Source organism: Mycobacterium sp. 050128, assembly GCF_036409155.1.
GTDB lineage: Bacteria > Actinomycetota > Actinomycetes > Mycobacteriales > Mycobacteriaceae > Mycobacterium.
Window position 1 is genome coordinate 2,635,582 of sequence record NZ_JAZGLW010000001.1, and the last position, 18,479, is coordinate 2,654,060.

An 18,479-nucleotide genomic window follows, 5' to 3' on the forward strand; every position below is an offset into this window, starting at 1 on the left:
GGACGAAACTAGTGGCCGTGCGCATTCTTGTCGTCGATGACGATCGCGCGGTCCGCGAATCACTACGCAGATCGCTTTCCTTCAACGGTTACTCCGTCGAGTTGGCTCATGACGGGGTGGAGGCGCTGGAGCTCATCTCCAGCGACCGCCCCGACGCCGTCGTGCTCGACGTGATGATGCCGCGGCTGGACGGTCTCGAGGTGTGCCGGCACCTCCGCAGCACCGGCGACGACTTGCCGATCCTGGTGCTGACGGCCCGCGATTCGGTGTCCGAACGGGTCGCCGGCCTGGACGCCGGCGCCGACGACTACCTGCCCAAGCCGTTCGCCCTCGAAGAGCTGCTGGCCCGGATGCGGGCGCTGCTGCGCCGCACCAAGCCCGAGGACGCCGAGTCGGTCGCGATGACGTTCGCCGACCTGGCCCTGGACCCGGTGACCCGTGAAGTCACCCGAGGGCACCGCCGGATCAGCCTGACCCGCACCGAATTCGCGCTGCTGGAGATGCTGATCGCCAATCCGCGCCGGGTGCTCACCCGAAGCCGCATCCTCGAAGAGGTGTGGGGATTCGACTTCCCCACCTCGGGCAATGCGCTGGAGGTCTACGTCGGCTACCTGCGCCGCAAAACCGAAGCCGACGGTGAACCCCGCCTGATCCACACGGTGCGCGGCGTCGGCTACGTCCTTCGGGAGACGCCGCCCTGATGATCCGGTTCCAACGACGTCGGCGCGCACCACTGCGAGCCCCCAGTTCGTTGTCGCTGCGGTGGCGGGTGATGTTGCTGGCGATGTCGATGGTGGCGATGGTTGTCGTGCTGATGGCGTTCGCCGTCTACGCGGTGATCGCGGCGGCGCTCTACAGCGACATCGACAACCAGCTGGACAGCCGCGCGCAGCTGCTGATCGCCAGCGGTTCGCTGGCCGCCGACCCGGCCAAGGCCATCGAGGGCACGGCGTATTCGGACGTCAACGCGATGCTGGTGAACCCGGGCCACTCGATTTACACCGCCCAGCAGCCGGGCCAGACGCTGCCCGTCGATGCGCCGGAGAAGGCGGTCATCCGCGGTGACCTGTTCATGTCCCGTCGTACCGCTTCCGACCAGCGCATCCTGGCGATCCACCTGCCCAACGGCAGTTCGTTGATCATCTCCAAGAGCCTGCGCCCGACCGAGGCGGTGATGACGAAGCTGCGCTGGGTGCTGCTGATCGTCGGCGGCATCGGCGTCGCGGTCGCCGCCGTGGCCGGCGGCATGGTCACCCGGGCGGGGTTGCGGCCGGTCGCCCGGTTGACCGAGGCGGCCGAGCGGGTCGCGCGCACCGACGACCTGCGCCCGATCCCGGTGTTCGGCAGTGACGAATTGGCAAGGCTCACTGAGGCATTCAACTTGATGCTGCGCGGGCTAGCCGAGTCGCGAGAACGGCAGGCACGGCTGGTCACCGACGCCGGACACGAATTGCGCACCCCGCTGACGTCGCTGCGGACCAACGTCGAACTTCTGATGGCGTCCATGGAACCGGGGGCGCCGCGGCTGCCCGAGCAGGAGATGGTGGACCTGCGGTCGGATGTGCTGGCGCAGATCGAGGAATTGTCTACTCTGGTGGGCGATTTGGTGGACCTTACCCGCGACGACGCCGGCCAGGTAGTACACGAGCCGGTCGACATGTCCGAGGTCATCGACCGCTGCCTGGAGCGAGTCAAGCGGCGGCGCAACGACATTCACTTCGATGTCGACGTGATCGGATGGCAGGTCTACGGCGACAACGCCGGGCTGTCGCGGGCGGCGCTGAACCTGATGGACAACGCCGCGAAATGGAGTCCGCCGGGCGGCCACGTCGGGGTCCGGATGCGTCAGCTCGACCCGTCGCACGCCGAGCTGATCGTCTCCGACCTCGGCCCGGGTATCCCGCCGCACGAGCGTCGCCTGGTATTCGAGCGGTTCTACCGGTCGACGACGGCGCGGGCCCTGCCCGGTTCGGGGCTGGGGTTGGCCATCGTCAAGCAGGTGGTGCTCAACCACGGCGGGCTGCTGCGCGTCGAAGACACTGTTGCGGGAGGCCATCCTCCGGGGACATCGATCTACGTGCTGCTTCCGGGCCGGCCACTGCCGGTGTCGACGTATCCGACGGCCGGGACCGAGAGCGGGGCCTGGGTCGGTGGAGCCGCCGGCGCAGCCGAGACCGACCCCACCGTTCCCACAGATGACGACGCAGCGAACTCTCGGGAATCGACGAACGTTATCTCAGTTGACTCTCAGTCCGCACGCGCAAGGTAGATGCAGTTAGTGTTGGAAATCGAGCCAAGTCGAGCTCGATCGCACCCCATTAGAGGAAGAGCGACTTAGCGCCATGACGAATGACCCGAGGTATTCGCCACCGCCGCAGCAGCCGGGATACCCCAGCGCGCCTAACCAGCCCTTTGAGCCAGGTGGAGCTCCCGGGTATGCCCAAGGGCATCAGCAACCGTACAACCCGGCTTACGACTGGCGGTACCAGCAAGGCCAGCAGTCACCACCGTCGCAGACCTCGCAATACCGTCGGCCCTATGAGCCGTTCGGGGACACCGGGGCCGGTGCGATCCCCGGCGGCACCGGGCCGGGCCGCATCCCCGGCGGTACCGGCGCGGGCCCGATTCCCGGAGGCACGGGAGTAGGGCCGATTCCCGGCATGCTGCCGCCGATGGGGCCCCCGCGCCCGGAGAAGCGCGGCCGCGCCGGCCTGCTGGTGGCGGGTGCGCTGGCGATCGCGGTGGTGTCGGCGGGCATCGGCGGCGCCGCCGCCACGGTCGTCGAACTGGGGACGCACTCCACCATCGCCAGCGGTGGCAGCGGACCGTCGGGTGCCACACCCGGTGTTCCGGCGGCCAACATGCCGCCCGGCACGGTCGAACAAGTCGCCGCGAAGGTGGTGCCCAGCGTTGTGATGCTGGAGACCGACCTCGGCCGAGCATCCGAAGAGGGCTCCGGCGTCATCCTGTCGTCCGACGGGCTGATTCTGACCAACAACCACGTCATCGCCGCGGCCGCCGCCCCGCCGAAGGGTCCCGGTGGACCGACACCCGGCAGCCCGACGCCCGGCAGCCCGCCGCCCGGCAGCCCGCCGCCCGGCGGGCCGGGTGGTCCGGCACCGAAAACGACCGTGACCTTCTCGGACGGCCGCACCGCGCCGTTCACGGTGGTGGGCGCCGATCCCACCAGCGATATCGCCGTCATCCGCGTGCAGGGTGTCTCCGGCCTGACCCCCATCGCGATGGGTTCCTCGTCGGATGTGCGGGTCGGCCAGCCCGTGATGGCGATCGGTTCCCCACTGGGCTTGTCGGGCACGGTGACCACCGGGATCATCAGTGCCCTGAACCGGCCGGTGTCTACCACCGGCGAGTCGGGCAACCAGAACACGGTGCTGGACGCGATTCAGACCGACGCCGCGATCAACCCGGGTAACTCCGGTGGTGCGCTGGTCAACCTGCAGGGGCAGCTGGTCGGCATCAACTCCGCGATCGCCACCCTGGGTTCGGATTCGCCGGACGCCCAAAGTGGTTCGATCGGGCTCGGTTTCGCGATTCCGGTCGACCAGGCCAAGCGCATTGCCGACGAGTTGATCAGCACCGGCAAGGCGTCGCATGCGTCGCTGGGCGTGCAGGTGACCAGTGACAAGAGCACGCCGGGTGCCAAGGTCGTCGACGTCGTGACCGGCGGCGCGGCCGCGAACGCGGGCGTGCCCAAGAACGTGGTCGTCACGAAGGTCGACGACCGTCCGATCAGCAGCGCCGACGCGTTGGTTGCCGCGGTGCGGTCCAAGGCGCCGGGCGACAAGGTATCGCTGACCTTCTCCGATCCCGGCGGTGGCAGCCGGACCGTGCAGGTCACCCTCGGCAAGGCGGATCAGTGATGAGAGTCGGCGAGCCTCTGAACGAGCCACTGTCCGAGCTCGGATATACGGTGGCACCCATGGAAACGGGTGCGGAATTGGTAGTCGGCCGGGCTCTGGTTGTGGTGGTCGACGATCGCACCGCCCACGGGGACGAAGAAGACCACAGTGGGCCGCTGGTCACCGAGCTGCTGACCGAGGCGGGATTCGTCGTCGACGGTGTGGTGGCGGTCGCCGCCGACGAGGTCGAGATCCGCAACGCGCTGAACACCGCGGTGATCGGTGGGGTGGATCTGGTGGTGTCGGTGGGCGGGACCGGAGTGACCCCGCGCGATGTCACCCCGGAGGCCACGGTCGAGATTCTGGACCGGGAAATCCTCGGCATCGCCGAGGCCGTCCGGGCGTCCGGGCTGTCGGCGGGAATCATCGACGCCGGATTGTCGCGCGGTCTGGCCGGCGTGTCCGGAAGCACGTTGGTGGTCAACCTTGCCGGTTCCCGGTACGCGGTGCGCGACGGCATGGCGACGCTGAATCCCCTCGCCGCGCAGATCATCGGGCAGTTATCCAGCCTCGAGATCTAACGTCGCGCGTCGCTTCGTTTTAGCCGCGGGAACTTACCGCGATTCGGCGTCCGCGCGCGGCCCGTACTCGGGCGGCGGCGTGGTGCCCGTCCCGCCGTGCCTTCCGGACGAAGATCCTCCGTTGGTCTGCGCGAGCAGGTCGCGGATCTCGGTCAGCAAGACGATCTGGGCGTCGTCGGCCTGCTCGACCTCGCCGCGCTTGCGGAAAGTGTTGTAGGGCAGCACGACCAGGAAGTACACCACCGCGGCGACCAGGACGAAGTTGATCGCGGCGGATACCAGCACGTTGAAATCAATCGTCTGGCCGCCGCCGATGCTGATTTTCAGGATGCTGACATCGGACTGCTGGTTGACGCCGATCCGGTTGATCAACGGCGTGATGATGCTGTCGGTGAACTTGGTGACCAGGCCGGTGAATGCCGTACCGATGACCACCGCGACCGACAGGTCGACGATGTTGCCCCGCGCGAGAAACTCCTTGAACCCCTTGAGCATTCGACGTCCTTTCTGGGCTGGACATAGTTTGCTGCGGGTTCTGTGGCGAGCGGCGGTCAGGCACTCAGTGCAGGGTGAAAGTTATTGTCTGCCCTAGCACCGAGCCTGCCACCGTGTTCGCCACGCGAGCTGGCAGCGCAACCAAGACTACGCGGTCACCATCGGCGGCTTGGACTTTCTGCTTCGGCGACACGAGCACCACGACGGCATCGGTGGCCACCACCAAGCTGGCCGCCCGGGTGCCCGGCTGCGAATCGGTGGGCGCGGCCAGCACGTCGACCACGTCGCCGGCGCGCACCAGGTCGATCAGCGCGCTGTCGGCCAGGTGCAGCGGCACGATGCGCGCGCCCGGCCCCGCGTTCGATCCGATCGCGGCCTCGGCCAGCCGGCTGCCCAGCAGGCGGACGTCGGTCAGCACCTCACCCCGACGCGCCGGACCGGCCAGCATCGAACCGATCACCGCGCCCAGGTCTGCTTGTGAGCCATCGGGAAGCGTTGTCGCCAAACGCTTTTCGACTCGAACATCGTCGGAGGTCAACGCCGCGCCGGGAGCCAGGTCACGGGTGGCCACCACCGCGTCGACGCGATCGCCGTCCGGGTTCGAACGCACCGCCGCGATCCCGGCCAACACGACGAGTCCGGCCGCCGCCACTCGGCGGGCCAGTACGGTGCGGGTCCAGTCCGGCCGCAGCGACACCGATATCCGGTGCAGCAGCGCCGGGTTCAGCGATGGTTCGCCCACGCCGCAACGGTAGGCGCAGCGGTCAGCGCGAAGCTCCCGAACGGGATGTGTGCTGTGGATAACCCGCTAGCTGGAAGCGGCCGCGGCCGACGTCGTCGACTTCTCGCTGGACGAGGACTTGTCACTGGAGCTGGATTTCTCGCTCGACGAGGACTTGTCGCTTGACGAGGACTTGTCGCTCGAGCCGGAGCTCTCGGAAGATCCCGAGCCGTTGGTCGACGACCCGTTGCTCGAACTCGACGACGACTTTTTGCTCGACTCGCGGCTGTCGGTGCGGTAGAAGCCGCTGCCCTTGAACACGACGCCGACGGAGTTGAACAACTTGCGCAGTCGGCCCGAGCACTTCTCGCACGTGGTCAGGGCGTCGTCGGTGAAGGCCTGTACGACGTCAAAGCGGTCGTCGCACTCCGTGCACGCGTAGCTGTAGGTCGGCACTCCAAAACCTCCGTTAGATAAGCTTGTTAGCACTCTACAGTGCCCGAGTGCTAAAACAGCCATGAAATCCGTCTCATTCCCGGGCGTTTTCACCCCGCGCGCAGCGCCACGACGCCGCGCCCCGGGGTGATCACGTGGGTCATCGGCACGTCGTGCGGATCGGCCGGTAACTCCTCGACGAACTCCTCGTCGCGCACCATCGCGATCAGCCGTGCCTGCGGGTTCGTGGCGTCCAGCGAGCGGTCGTAGTAGCCGCGGCCCCGGCCCAGTCGCACGCCCCGGCGGTCCACGGCCAGCGCCGGGACGACCACCATCTCCGCCTCGGCCAGGACCGACTCCGGCAGCCACGGCTCCGGCGGCTCGAGCAGGCCCCACCGGCCGACGACGAGTTCACCCGGCCGGTACTCGGCCCAGCGCAGCCGCATCGGCGTGCCGTCACCGGCGGTGCGCGCAACGGGCAACAGCACCCGCCGCGCGTGCTGCAGCAACATGTCCAGCATCGCGACCGAACCCGGCTCGGTACCCACCGGAACGTAGGCGCAGACGGTGCTGCCGCTGCTCACCGCGAGGGCGAGCTGTTCGTCGAGCATTCGCGCCTGCGCGGCGCGCACGTCGTCGGCAACCAGACTTCGCGCCGCCAGCACTTGCTCGCGCAGTGCGGCCTTGGTCGAAGTCGTCATGCATCAACGATGACAGCCCGGGTATTCGGCCTGCCATGCAGCGGCGGCAACCCCTCTGAGCGCTATGGTGTGAACGATGTCACGGCCAGATGAAATCCCGATCCCGTACACGGCGATCGTCCCCGCTGCCGGTCTGGGCACCCGTTTCCTGCCGGCCACTAAGACGGTGCCCAAAGAGTTGCTGCCCGTCGTCGATACGCCCGGAATCGAGCTGGTCGCCGAGGAAGCGGCCGCGGCCGGCGCCGGGCGGTTGGTGATCATCACCTCCGAGGGCAAGGACGGCGTCGTCGCGCACTTCGTCGAGGACCTGGTGCTGGAGGGCACGCTCGAAGCCCGCGGCAAGAAGGCGATGCTGGCCAAGGTCCGTCGCGCGCCGGCGCTGATCAAGGTCGAGTCGGTGGTGCAGGCCGAGCCGCTCGGGCTGGGACACGCGATCAGTTGCGTGGAGCCCACGCTGACGCCCGACGAGGACGCCGTCATGGTGCTGCTGCCCGACGACCTGGTGCTGCCGACCGGCGTGCTGGAGACGATGGCCAAGGTGCGCGCCGAGTACGGCGGCACGGTGTTGTGCGCCATCGAGGTCACGCCCGAGGAGATCAGTGCCTACGGTGTTTTCGACGTCGAGGCCATCCCCGGCGCGGGCAATTCCGACGTCCTCAAGGTCAACGGCATGGTGGAAAAGCCCAAGGCCTCCGAGGCCCCCTCGCTGTATGCGGCGGCCGGCCGGTACGTGCTCGACCGCGCCATCTTCGACGCGCTGCGCCGCATCGACCACGGTGCCGGCGGCGAGCTACAGCTCACCGACGCGATCGCGCTGCTGATCAAAGAGGGCCATCCGGTTCATGTCGTCGTGCATCGCGGATCTCGACACGACTTGGGAAATCCCGGCGGCTACCTCAAGGCTGCGGTTGACTTTGCATTGGATCGTGACGACTACGGCCCGGAACTGCGGCGGTGGTTGGTAGCGCGATTGGGCCTGAACGAGCAGTAGCCGGCCGCCATGCCGGGCCTGGAGAACGACCGGGCGATCGGGCGAACGCCCGATACGGCGCGCCCGTCAGGGTGACGGCAGAGAGGCGCGGCCAGTGCGTTCGGTTGAGGAGCAGCAAGCCCGGATAACGGCGGCCGCGGTGGCCCCGCGCCCGATACGGGTTGCCATAGCGGAGGCGCAGGGATTGTTGTGCGCCGAGGAAGTCGTGACCGAGCGGCCGCTGCCCGGCTTCGACCAGGCCGCGATCGACGGTTATGCGGTACGCAGCGTGGACGTGCTGGGCATCGGCGAGGTGGGCAGCGAGCTTTCGCTCGACGAAACCGGCGAGCCGATGGCCGACGAGGACAACGCCGGGGGCCTGGTCCTGCCGGTGATGGGGACCATCGAGGCCGGGGCCCGGACGCCGAGCCGGTTGCAGCCGCGCCAGGCCGCCCGGGTGCAGACCGGGGCGCCGCTGCCCACGCTGGCCGACGCGGTGCTGCCGTTGCGCTGGACCGACGGCGGCACGTCGAAGGTGCGGATTCTGCGCGGCGCGCCGTCGGGGGCTTACGTGCGGCGCGCCGGCGACGACGTCCAGCCCGGCGATGTCGCGGTGCGGGCCGGGACGATCATCGGCGCGGCGCAGGTGGGCCTGCTCGCCGCGGTCGGCCGGGAGCGGGTCCTGGTGCACCCGCGCCCGCGGGTGTCGGTGATGGCGGTGGGCGGCGAGCTGGTCGACATCTCGCGGACGCCGAGCAACGGGCAGGTCTACGACGTCAACTCCTATGCGTTGGCGGCCGCGGCCCGGGATGCCGGCGCGGAGGTCAACCGGATCGGCATCGTGCCCAACAACCCGCAGGAGCTCGGCGAAATCGTCCAGGGACAGATCAATCGCGCCGAGGTCGTGGTGATCGCCGGCGGGGTTGGGGGTGCGGCCGCCGAAGCGGTGCGGGTGGTGCTGTCCGAGCTCGGTGACATGGAGGTCGTCCGGGTCGCCATGCATCCTGGATCCGTCCAGGGCTTCGGGCAGCTCGGGCGCGACGGTGTGCCGGTCTTCCTGCTGCCGGCCAACCCGGTCAGCGCGCTGGTGGTCTTCGAGGTGATGGTGCGGCCGCTGATCCGGCTGTCGCTGGGCAAGCGCCAGCCGATGCGGCGGATCGTGCAGGCCCGCACGCTGTCGCCGATCACGTCGGTGGCCGGGCGCAAGGGTTACCTGCGCGGCCAGCTGATGCGCGATCAGGACAGCGGCGAGTATCTGGTGCAGGCGCTGGGCGGCGCCCCCGGGGCGTCGTCGCATTTGCTCGCGACGCTGGCTGAGGCAAACTGTCTAGTTGTGGTTCCGAGTGGTGCCGAACAGATTCGCACCGGTGAGATCGTCGACGTCGCGTTCCTGGCCCAGCGCGGCTGACTCACCCGACTGCCTACGCCCGTGAACCTCTTGCGCTCTAGCGCCCGTCACCCCGGTTGGCCGTCGTCGGTGGGGCCGCTGCGGGTCGCGGCCGGTGTGGTCCGGCTGCGCGCGGTCCGGATGCGCGACGGCGCTCAGTGGAGCCGCCACCGGTTGGCCGACCGGGCGCATCTGGAGCCGTGGGAGCCCACCTCGGACGGTGACTGGGCGATCCGGCACACCGTCGCGGCCTGGCCGGCGCTGTGTTCCGGCCTGCGTGCCGAGGCCCGCAACGGCCGCATGCTGCCGTACGTGATCGAGCTCGACGGCCAGTTCTGCGGGCAGCTGACGATCGGCAACGTCACCCATGGCGCGTTGCGGTCGGCGTGGATCGGCTACTGGGTGCCGAGCTCGGCGACCGGCGGGGGAGTGGCCACCGGTGCGCTGGCGCTGGGCCTGGACCATTGCTTCGGGCCGGTCATGCTGCATCGGGTGGAGGCCACCGTGCGTCCGGAGAATGTCGCGAGCCGGGCCGTGTTGGCCAAGGTCGGCTTTCGCGAGGAGGGCCTGCTTCGCCGCTACCTCGAGGTCGACCGGGCGTGGCGCGACCATCTCCTGATGGCCATCACGGCCGAGGAGGTCTACGGATCGGTGGCATCGAAGCTGGTCCGCGCCGGATACGCGCGCTGGGCATAACCGCGCGGCGCCGTTCGCTGAGATTGGTGGCCGCGAACCGGGCTGCAATTTCGGTGCTCGACGACGCGTCGCCGTAGACAAATCGCAATATTTCTGTGGCTCGCGTGACATATGTGGCGTGTGATGCTTGATTGAGGCAAATTACAGGTGTGTAATTGCGCTGGTCGCAGGTCCCGGCCGCGCAGGTCAACGATCGGCCTCGTGGGGGATTCCGACCAGAAGGAGCAGGTCATCATGCCAAGCATCCCGCAGTCGTTGTTGTGGATTTCGCTCGTGGTGCTCTGGCTGTTCGTGCTGGTACCGATGCTGATCAGTAAGCGTGACGCGGTGCGACGCACCAGCGACGTGGCGCTGGCGACCAGGGTGCTCAATGGCGCCGGGTCCCGCCTGCTGCGGCGCAGCGGTCCGGCCTCGGGTCACCGCAGCGATCCGCACTGGACGCCGGAAGACGCGGCGGACGACGACATTGACGACGCGGAGCACCTCGACGACCTCGCCGAGACCGACGACGAACACGATGCCGAGACCGAGGAACTGCGCCCCGCCCGTCCGGTGGTGATGAGGATGGCGGCCGCCGAGTCGGCCGAGCCCGACTACCTGGACGTCGACGTCGTCGAAGATTCCGACGCGCTGCCGGTGGGCGCCGGCGCCGCGACCGCCGAACCCGTGCTCGCCCCGGTGGACGAGGACGAGCATAAGGAAGCCGACGAGGATCACCTCGACGACGAGTACGAATACGTCGAGGATTCGTCCGGTTTGGAGCCGGAGGCCGAGGAAGAGGACCCGGGTCCGCGCGAGCGGGTGGTCCCGTCGAGCGCCCGTCGCCGCCGCCGCTTCGACACCAAGACCGCGGCCGCCGTCACCGCCCGTAAGTACGCCTTCCGCAAGAAGGTGCTGATGGTGATGGCCGTCATCCTGGTCGGCACGGCGACGGCGGCGTTCGAGATCAGCCCGACCGCTTGGTGGGTATGCGGCGTCGCCACCGTGATCACCGTGCTCTACCTGGGTTATCTGCGCCGGCAGACCAAGATCGAGGAGCAGGTCCGTCGCCGCCGCACGCAGCGGATGGCCCGCGCGCGCATGGGCGTGGAGAACACCCGCGACCGCGACCACGACGTGGTCCCGTCGCGGCTGCGCCGGCCCGGCGCGGTGGTGCTCGAGATCGACGACGAGGACCCGATCTTCGAGCACCTGGACTACGCGATGCCGCAGCAGAACTACGGCTGGCCCCGGGACCTGCCCCGCGCCGTCGGCCAGTAGTGCCGTTGGTGCTGGCGCCGTTGCGGAACTGGTAGCCTCTATCGGTCAAGGGGCTATAGCGCAGTTGGTAGCGCGTCTCGTTCGCATCGAGAAGGTCAGGGGTTCGATTCCCCTTAGCTCCACAAGCAAAATCGCGGTTAAAGGCCGATAAATCGGAGTAATCACAATTCGGCGTCAACTGTGTCCCAGCCGGGGCAATGCCCCACCGGGCGAAACCAATCCGACGTGGCGGCGATAAGCAGGCGGTGGCCATCAAGAGCTGCCGGCTCCAGGAGGCCCCTACACGGGCGCCCACACGAGCTCGTCCGCTGCTGGCCCAACCAAAGCGAAATCACCGTTCCAGGAAAGCATTTCCTTCAAGAGGACAGTCCCGACCAGATCGGCACCGCAGTCGCTGATTTCGTGCGGCAGCTGCGTCCCACGTCGCACGACTAGAACACATAAGCCAGCGATGCGGACGGCTCGTACTGTCAAGTACAGAATGGCGCGCATGCTGTCGTTTTGTTTCCGAGAGCGCGAGGCCGCAACGGGGAGCCGATAGCGCAGGGGATCTAGGTCAGTTGCAGGGCGGCGGGTTCGATGCTTCGGGGTGACGCGGTCTACGAGCCTCATTCGAGCGTCGTTGTTGTAGCAGCATTCTGATCGTGTAGCACATTGTGCTGGCACCGTAGAAGCTGGCGGTGAGTAGTAGCCAACGGGACAGGTAGGGCGTCTGGGTTAGCCCGGTGGCGGCCCGATACGTGGGTGCGCCCTGCTCGATGATCCCCGGCAAAAATATCAACAACAACAGCGCCGCCGCCAGGGTCGGCATCCGAAGGTAATTCGTAATCGGGATGCGCCGCGACGGATTTACGGCGGCGCGGTCGCGGTGGTCTACCGGTGAGCGTCGCGACACGGATAGGAGCCGATCAGCCAGCGAGTAGAGCGGAAACAGGATGAGGTCGTGGCCGATCACGGCCACCGCGAACCAGACGGCGATGGATTGCCACCACACCGTCGGGTTAAACAGGTTTCGCACCCCTAACACCGAGATCGTGTAGGCGCCTAACGCCAATGCGGCCAGCACCACGAGGAGATGAAACAGGCGATCTCCGTACAAACGGGACGCCCGTTGTCCGAGTGCTCGCATCAGGTCCCCCGGAACTCGATTGCGGACACCCATTTAGTGCAGTGCACACCCGGAAGCGCGGGAACAATAATCCGAGCTGGATAGCCGTGATCCAGCGAGAGGTCGGCGCCGTTGACCTGAAACGCCAACAGCGAGTCGGGGTTCAGGATTTGGTTGCTTTGCAAGATCGCGCGGTTGAAAGCGCCGAAGCGTTCCAGCGAGGACACCACAGCTGAAGCCGGGTGGGGGGTCCCGGCTGCGGCGGCCAGATCGGAAAGCCGGATACCGGACCAGGTCTGAGTAGTCGACCACCCTTCGACGCAGGCGATGGGCAGCTCCACGGTGTGGTGTGGCATCGCGTCGAGCGCGGCGCGGTCCAATGTCACCTGTTCGGGGCCGCCCAACAGGTGCAGGCGCCACTGTTCTGCGGCGAAGGCCGCGTCGATGCCCGCCGCAACAGCGGTGCGGTTGATCTGAAAGTCGTTGGGCCCCTTACCGTAGCTGCGACCACGGGGCAGCAACAGGGCCGCGCTGCGAGTGAACCCGCCCAGGGTTTGTCCAGCGGTGAGTACCCCGACCAGCAAACTGCCGCCGCCCACGACTGCCAGCACACCGCGCCGGCTCAGGGTCGCGGGATCGGGGTCGGGTGCCACCAGGCCGCCGGGGTCGAGCGGTTCGGGCACCGTATCGGCCACCGAGGTGCCGAACACCGAGCGCAGCGACCGCGACCGCAGGCTGCGCACCATTGTCGGCAGCTTCAGGCAGACATGGGACACAAATCCGGCGATGAATACCCACGCCCCGAAGTAGTGCGCCGTGTAGAAGCTGAATCCGAAGATGTAGTCATATTGGATATTGAGGACTCCGGTGACGATCTCGAACAGGATCCCGCCGACCACCATGAGCAGCGTCACCCGCTCGAGTACCTGAGCCAGCGACCGCGACGGCGGCCAAGCGAATAGCCGGGGAATTACCGACCACAGCTTGGCCAGCACGACGGGGATCATGACCAGTCCCAGACCCACGTGCAGGCCCTGGCTCAGGCGGTACAGCCACGAGGGGCTGCTCGGCCAGTCGAAGCTGGGCAACTTGAGCCACCCGACATCAAACGGGATGGCCTGCCCGTACTTCGGCCCATAGGCCATGTACGACAGCAGCCCGGTCACGATGACGATCGGCAACACCACCAGCAGCGTTGCCCCGAACACCGAAGTCAGCCACGGCCCGCGCAGCGGACTGCGCCACCGTATCCGCGACAGACCCGGCGGCGGATGATCGTCCAGGGCACGCCACAACGCCGCCGGGAATCCATAGCCGGCCCTCGGCCCAGCGAGGGAAGAGTCGGTTTCCGCGACCGTCCCATGGCTGGTGCCACCAGGCACCTGTGCATCCACCTCGGGCAGCTGATCCGAGGATGGCCCACCAGGCACCGGCACATCGGCCGCGGCAACCGGATCCACGGTCGCGTCGTCGGGTCCTGCCTGCACCGGGCGCGACGGCGGACAAGGTTCGTCTGCCGACGGTATGGAGGACGTCATCTCGTATTCAGCCGCACCGGCTCGCTTGGGGACTCGATTGGGGAGTGGCCTCGACGAACCGGGCCACAGCGGCGGCGAGTTCAGCACCCTTGTCTTCTTGGAGGAAGTGTCCCGCGTTTGCGATGGTTACCGGGGGATGCCCTGCGGCACCGGGGATTTGCGCGCGGAACACCGCATCGGCGCCGCGGGTGATGGGGTCCGAGTCGGAGAAGGCGCATAGAAACGGCCGATCGAACTGGCGCAACGATTCCCAGGCAGCCCGGTTTGCCGGGGAGGCGGGATCTTCGGGGGTGGTCGGAACAAGCAAGGGGAATTGTCGGGCGCCTGCCTTGAAGGATTCATCAGGAAACGGGGCGTCGTAGGCGGCGATGACCTCGGCACTCAGCTCGGACACGCAGGCGCCGTTGACAATCCGGCCGACATTGAGCACAGGTGCCTCCTGGCTATACCGTTGCCAAGCCAGGAATGCCTTTCCCGGATGTATGTCACCAGTCGGCAGAAATGTATTCGCAGCCACAACCCGGGCGAAGTGGTCGGGGTGTTCACCAACCAGGCGCAAGCCAATTAGTCCGCCCCAGTCCTGGCACACCAGGGTGATCGCATCAAGGCCGATCGCCTCAAGGGCCGCCCACGTCCAGTCCACATGCGCCTGGTAGGTGTAGTCGTCGCGACTGGCAGGCTTGTCGCTGCGCCCAAAACCAATCAGATCAACAGCGACTGCCCGTAACCCCGCATCGGTGAGCACTGGGATCATCCAACGGTATAGGTAGGACCACGACGGCTCGCCGTGAAGCAACAAGATCACTTCACCGTCGCGTGGGCCCTCATCGACGTAGTGCACACGCAGCATGCTTCCATCGGTGGCAGCTACCTCCACGTAGCGCGGTTGAAATCCGTAGTCGGGCAACGCTTTGAATCGTTCATCGGGGGTCCGCAAGATCTGCATGGTCGGCTCCTTTCGCGGCCGTCCTGGGCTGTTGCCGCCACGTGCTGATGTGGAGCAGAAGCCGCCCGCGAAAAGCTGACACGGCACTTCGGCCGCCTCAACTCGTTATCTCGCATGGCTGCCGCGGGCTGCGCCGTTGGTAGGGCTTCCAACATCCCGTGCACCACACCCAGACTGTACCGCACGGTATAACGCCGTCAGGAAGCTCTGGGTAGGTTTAACACCGCGCCGACAGAACCTTCACCGGGCGGCATGTTCCTTGACCAGTTAGCGTGCCCGCCGATTTCTCGTGGTGGCTTTGCCTTCCCATTGATGCAGCTGCACCACGGCGCTGGAGAGCGTGTCCTGCAAGGGAGCGACATCGCCGCGGACCCGGGCGAGGAGCATACCGCCCTGCAACGCGGCGATCACCGCGGTCGCAAGCCGAGTAGGGTCGGCCTCGGCGACTAGGCCACCGCGGTCCTGGATCCTCTGCAGCCCCCTCGCCAACGCGGCTTCCCACCGGCGAAATGCGGCATCCAGTAGCGGCGCAAAGATTTTGTCGTTCTTCAGTTCTGAGGCCATCGTCCCTAGGGGACAGGCAAATGGGCCTCCCGGCGCGCTGTGTACAGCCAGAATGCCTTGGACCCAACCATCGACTCCCTCCCACGAGTCGATGTGTTCCAAAGTGGGCTGCTGGGCGAGAACCAACTCCAATTGCCTGTCGATCACCGCCGCAACCAGGTCGGCTTTGCTATCGAAGTAGTGGTATAGCTGAGACTTCCCTGCACCGGCGGCGGCCAACACATCATCAAGGGTGGTCAGCCCCACACCGCGCTGATACATCAGCATGGCCGCAGCGTCGATGATTGCGGCACGGCTGCGCCTCCCCCGTTCCGTTACCGGCAGGGGGCGTGCCGTCGAGGAGCGCGCCGACACAGACACAATCGCCACTCTATAAGAGTTGCGAATCAGCGCCGAGCAGCGGCGCCGCCGCCACTGACCAGGGCAATCACAAACGGCCTTCCAACCAATGTCTGTGCACTAACTACTACTCCCGCCAGGCGCTACCGCCCGCAGCACGGCGATCACACGGTGATCGAAATCGACGATACTGCTGACCAGTAATCCGGCGGTGCTGGCGAGGTCGCCGAGTGCGGCTGCGTTGACCCGTGACCAGGGAAACCACTGCCCGACATGATGTTCGGTTTCCCAGCGCAGTACTTCGTGACACGCCGCTGTCGTCGGCGGGTCGACCTCGGCAACCAGGATTCCGCCGGGCGCGAGCAGCTCAACGGCGCGCCTGAGTATGCGGACGGGGTCTCCGCCGATGCCGATGTTGCCGTCGGTGAGCAGAATCTGTTCCCAACAGCCTTCGGCGGGCAACGGGGCGAAAAGGTCAGCGTGAATCGCGGTTCCACCACGATCACGTGTCAGGTCGACGGCGGCGCGTGAGGCGTCCACGCCCAATGCAGCCCAGCCGCGCTGTCTCAGCGACGCGGTGAATCGTCCGGGGCCGCATCCGAGGTCGAGGGTTGGCCGCGCCGAGCAGTGCCGCAGAACGTGCCCATCGGCGAGCCGATCGCGGTGGCTGGCGTGCGGGCCTCCGATCCAACGGGCCATGGGCAGCTCCCGTACGTGCCCGCGATAGTCGCGAGCCCAGCACACGGCGCCAGCTGCGCCTGCGCGATAGATGAGGTCCACCGGTCCCGTAGCCGTCCGGATGTCCTCGGGAGTCATGCGGTCCTCGTCTCACTTACCGGCACCGATACCGGTCAAGGGCGGGTCGGTTGTGGCGGATCGGTGCACCTCAGACGAACGTCGCTCGTAACGGCGGTCGTTTCGAGCTGCCAGCGCCCGCATATGCCGGCCGTGCGGGGGCCGCTACTGGAGCTGGGTTACGACGGATACAGACGCCCCGCAGGAATGCGATCGTCGGGTGTTGTAGGGCGAATTGCTTTTTCCTGCGCGGGCACAGAACGTCCTCTCGTCTGAACAATTGCGACTCGGTCCCAATCCACTGCTGCTTCGCGGCCAATCACAGATGCCCCGGTGGCCACAGAGAACTCATTGTACCGGACAGTACATGAGAGGCGTCATTGTTGGTCTGAAGTTGGATGTGTATCGGCCGGCGACAAGTCTCCTCTCGCGGCCACCACCAGCCAGCGTGGGAGCTCTAAGAAGCCGTGCGCCGCGATCCACTGCACGGCACGCGGCCCAACGGGTGCTCCGACCGACCGTCGCCTTACTGGCACCGCCTGCACATTTGCTGCAGCTTGTTCTTGTCCACTATGAGGCGTTTGCTGGCTGGTAACATTTGGGCCGACATGCGCAGAGGAGAGTGGCATGGCCATACGGTGGTTGCGGGGCCTGGGGGTATTCGGTGCCGTGGTGCTGGCCGCCTCGGGGTTCGCGAGTTCGGCGCTGGCAGAAGGACCGCCGATGCCCGGCGTGGAAGTCGATGATGAAACCGGCAGGTGCACAGCGGGTTTCGCGGCTCAAGGCAACGACGCCAACTACTACTTGCTGACCAGTGGACATTGCGACGCCCACGACGGTTCGGTATGGACTTACGGTCAGAACGTCCCGCTCGGGATTATTACCGCCAGCGAGAATGAAGGCGACAATAAGGACGCTGCGATCATCCGCCTTGATCCCGGCGTCGGCGCACCGATTGGTGATGTCGGTGGCAAGCTGGTTCGAGATGTGTTGAGCCGCACCCAAATTAAGGCTGGCATGCCGTTCTGCAAGCTGGGCGCAGTCACTGGCGAGACATGCGGCGCGATTACAGAAATCGACAACGATGTGATCGAAGCCAGCGTGTACAGCCTCCATGGCGACAGTGGGAGTCCTGGCTTCGTGAAGAACGATGACGGCACCGTGAGTGCCGTTGGCATTTTGATGTCTTCACCGGAGGGTGACGACCATACGACGTACTTCACCCTTGTGCAGCCGTTGCTCGGTAAGTGGGGAATCCACGTTCTCCCCTGAATTGCGACGACCAAACCGACTGCACGAACTGAGGTTTGACGAACGCCGTCCCTGGTGTGGTGAAGTCACGGAGCGTAGTCACCCGCGAATATGCCGACTTTTGTCGTATCGGTTCAGTGTTACGTAGCCGGCGACGAGCTAGGCGCCGAGTCGATGGTGTCGACGGCGTAGGGCGGCCCGAGGAACCGCCGCACCATCTCGCTCTCGGCATCGGCGTCTTTGAGCGGCCAGTACCACAGAGCCAGGAATGTACGGACCAACCATTGTGCGGCAAGGGGATCGGGCGCGCTCAGCCCCACCATTTCGGTCGCGAAGCGGGAGATGATGGGTGAGTCGGTGAGGCCCTCTGCCGGGAGTGCGGCCATCGAACGCATGGTCTTCGCGAGCGGATCAGCCCGCAGGCGCTGCAAGGCGACCGTCGTGGCGGTGACGACTCGCTCCGGACCGGTGAGCCCGGCGATGGCTTCCCGAACCGAGTCGAGGATGCGCTCGGCCTGCAGGCGCAGGACGACGTCGCGGATTGCGGCCTTGCTTCCGGCGTGGCGGTAGACGGTCGCCGGTGAACAGTGAACCTCGGCGGCCACGGCGTCGATGCTGAAGGCGTCGTAGCCGTGCCGCAACATCAAGTTGGCGGCTGCGGCGTAGATGCGTTCCGCGGCTTCGTCATGTCGCTCCCGCCCGATCAGCCAGTCTTGACCCGCCATCGTTTCAGTTCATCCAGAGCCGAGAACCCATGAAGTTGTTTTATCACTGTGAGAAGAATTCCAGTCGATTTATCAGGGAAGTCGCTGGTCGGCTGATCGGCCTGAGA

19 protein-coding genes, 1 tRNA gene and 1 pseudogene are annotated in these 18,479 nt (G+C 66.6%); 11 read left to right on the forward strand and 10 right to left on the reverse strand.

Annotated elements, in window-relative coordinates:
• Positions 1–17: 17 nt before the first annotated feature.
• The 4 genes from SKC41_RS12770 (at position 18) to SKC41_RS12785 (ending at position 4,441) form a co-directional block, all read left to right on the forward strand.
• Complete coding sequence (locus tag SKC41_RS12770) at positions 18–701, forward strand: response regulator transcription factor (protein ID WP_330977915.1); 684 nt, start codon at positions 18–20, stop codon at positions 699–701.
• Complete coding sequence (locus SKC41_RS12775; protein WP_330977916.1) at positions 701–2,269, forward strand: HAMP domain-containing sensor histidine kinase; 1,569 nt, start codon at positions 701–703, stop codon at positions 2,267–2,269. The genes SKC41_RS12770 and SKC41_RS12775 overlap by 1 nt, the downstream gene beginning before the upstream one ends.
• Positions 2,270–2,342: 73 nt before the next feature.
• On the forward strand, positions 2,343–3,881 hold the full coding sequence (locus SKC41_RS12780) for a S1C family serine protease (protein ID WP_330977917.1): 1,539 nt from the start codon (positions 2,343–2,345) through the stop codon (positions 3,879–3,881).
• On the forward strand, positions 3,881–4,441 hold the full coding sequence (locus SKC41_RS12785) for a MogA/MoaB family molybdenum cofactor biosynthesis protein (RefSeq protein ID WP_330977918.1): 561 nt from the start codon (positions 3,881–3,883) through the stop codon (positions 4,439–4,441). The genes SKC41_RS12780 and SKC41_RS12785 overlap by 1 nt, the downstream gene beginning before the upstream one ends.
• A gap of 33 nt (positions 4,442–4,474) precedes the next feature.
• Here the strand turns inward: SKC41_RS12785 and mscL are convergent, their stop codons facing one another.
• The 4 genes from mscL to SKC41_RS12805 form a co-directional block, all read right to left on the reverse strand.
• Positions 4,475–4,936 (reverse strand): large-conductance mechanosensitive channel protein MscL, encoded by a 462-nt coding sequence (mscL, locus tag SKC41_RS12790; protein ID WP_330977919.1) that lies wholly within the window; start codon positions 4,934–4,936, stop codon positions 4,475–4,477.
• A gap of 64 nt (positions 4,937–5,000) precedes the next feature.
• Positions 5,001–5,678 (reverse strand): SAF domain-containing protein, encoded by a 678-nt coding sequence (locus tag SKC41_RS12795; protein WP_330977920.1) that lies wholly within the window; start codon positions 5,676–5,678, stop codon positions 5,001–5,003.
• 66 nt (positions 5,679–5,744) lie between these two features.
• On the reverse strand, positions 5,745–6,113 hold the full coding sequence (locus tag SKC41_RS12800; RefSeq protein ID WP_330977921.1) for an FmdB family zinc ribbon protein: 369 nt from the start codon (positions 6,111–6,113) through the stop codon (positions 5,745–5,747).
• An 89-nt stretch (positions 6,114–6,202) separates the two neighbouring features.
• Positions 6,203–6,793 (reverse strand): 5-formyltetrahydrofolate cyclo-ligase, encoded by a 591-nt coding sequence (locus SKC41_RS12805; protein WP_330977922.1) that lies wholly within the window; start codon positions 6,791–6,793, stop codon positions 6,203–6,205.
• 76 nt (positions 6,794–6,869) lie between these two features.
• On the opposite strand from SKC41_RS12805, the gene SKC41_RS12810 reads away from it, so the two are divergent.
• The 6 genes and pseudogenes from SKC41_RS12810 to SKC41_RS12835 form a co-directional block, all read left to right on the forward strand.
• Positions 6,870–7,784 carry a UTP--glucose-1-phosphate uridylyltransferase gene (locus SKC41_RS12810; protein ID WP_330977923.1) on the forward strand — a complete coding sequence of 305 codons (915 nt, stop codon included), beginning with the start codon at positions 6,870–6,872 and terminating at the stop codon, positions 7,782–7,784.
• Between the two features lie 94 nt (positions 7,785–7,878).
• Positions 7,879–9,171, forward strand: a complete 1,293-nt coding sequence (gene glp / locus SKC41_RS12815; protein ID WP_330977924.1) for a molybdotransferase-like divisome protein Glp — start codon at positions 7,879–7,881, stop codon at positions 9,169–9,171.
• Positions 9,172–9,192: 21 nt separating this feature from the next.
• Positions 9,193–9,846 (forward strand): GNAT family N-acetyltransferase, encoded by a 654-nt coding sequence (locus SKC41_RS12820; RefSeq protein ID WP_330977925.1) that lies wholly within the window; start codon positions 9,193–9,195, stop codon positions 9,844–9,846.
• A gap of 234 nt (positions 9,847–10,080) precedes the next feature.
• Complete coding sequence (gene sepX, locus SKC41_RS12825) at positions 10,081–11,106, forward strand: divisome protein SepX/GlpR (protein ID WP_330978866.1); 1,026 nt, start codon at positions 10,081–10,083, stop codon at positions 11,104–11,106.
• Between the two features lie 49 nt (positions 11,107–11,155).
• Positions 11,156–11,228, forward strand: a tRNA-Ala gene (locus tag SKC41_RS12830).
• Positions 11,229–11,409: 181 nt separating this feature from the next.
• Positions 11,410–11,541, forward strand: a pseudogene (locus SKC41_RS12835) (haloalkane dehalogenase); the annotation flags it as partial.
• Between the two features lie 121 nt (positions 11,542–11,662).
• Here the strand turns inward: SKC41_RS12835 and SKC41_RS12840 are convergent.
• The 5 genes from SKC41_RS12840 to SKC41_RS12860 form a co-directional block, all read right to left on the reverse strand.
• Entirely contained in the window at positions 11,663–12,268 is a 606-nt protein-coding gene (locus tag SKC41_RS12840) for a hypothetical protein (RefSeq protein ID WP_330977926.1), read from the reverse strand.
• Positions 12,235–13,752, reverse strand: a complete 1,518-nt coding sequence (locus SKC41_RS12845; RefSeq protein WP_330977927.1) for a molybdopterin-dependent oxidoreductase — start codon at positions 13,750–13,752, stop codon at positions 12,235–12,237. Before SKC41_RS12845 ends, SKC41_RS12840 begins: the two co-directional genes overlap by 34 nt.
• Before the next feature lie 7 nt (positions 13,753–13,759).
• Positions 13,760–14,698, reverse strand: a complete 939-nt coding sequence (locus tag SKC41_RS12850) for a haloalkane dehalogenase (protein ID WP_330977928.1) — start codon at positions 14,696–14,698, stop codon at positions 13,760–13,762.
• Positions 14,699–14,965: 267 nt separating this feature from the next.
• Positions 14,966–15,625 carry a TetR/AcrR family transcriptional regulator gene (locus SKC41_RS12855; RefSeq protein ID WP_330978867.1) on the reverse strand — a complete coding sequence of 220 codons (660 nt, stop codon included), beginning with the start codon at positions 15,623–15,625 and terminating at the stop codon, positions 14,966–14,968.
• A gap of 96 nt (positions 15,626–15,721) precedes the next feature.
• The gene (locus SKC41_RS12860) at positions 15,722–16,417 is read right to left on the reverse strand and encodes a class I SAM-dependent DNA methyltransferase (protein ID WP_330977929.1); all 696 of its coding nucleotides are present in this window, start codon (positions 16,415–16,417) and stop codon (positions 15,722–15,724) included.
• A gap of 606 nt (positions 16,418–17,023) precedes the next feature.
• On the opposite strand from SKC41_RS12860, the gene SKC41_RS12865 reads away from it, so the two are divergent.
• On the forward strand, positions 17,024–17,668 hold the full coding sequence (locus tag SKC41_RS12865) for a S1 family peptidase (RefSeq protein ID WP_330977930.1): 645 nt from the start codon (positions 17,024–17,026) through the stop codon (positions 17,666–17,668).
• Positions 17,669–17,787: 119 nt separating this feature from the next.
• On the opposite strand, the gene SKC41_RS12870 is transcribed toward SKC41_RS12865, so the two are convergent.
• Positions 17,788–18,372: a TetR/AcrR family transcriptional regulator gene (locus SKC41_RS12870; RefSeq protein WP_330977931.1), complete on the reverse strand. Its 585-nt coding sequence runs from the start codon at positions 18,370–18,372 to the stop codon at positions 17,788–17,790.
• Positions 18,373–18,479 lie beyond the last annotated feature (107 nt).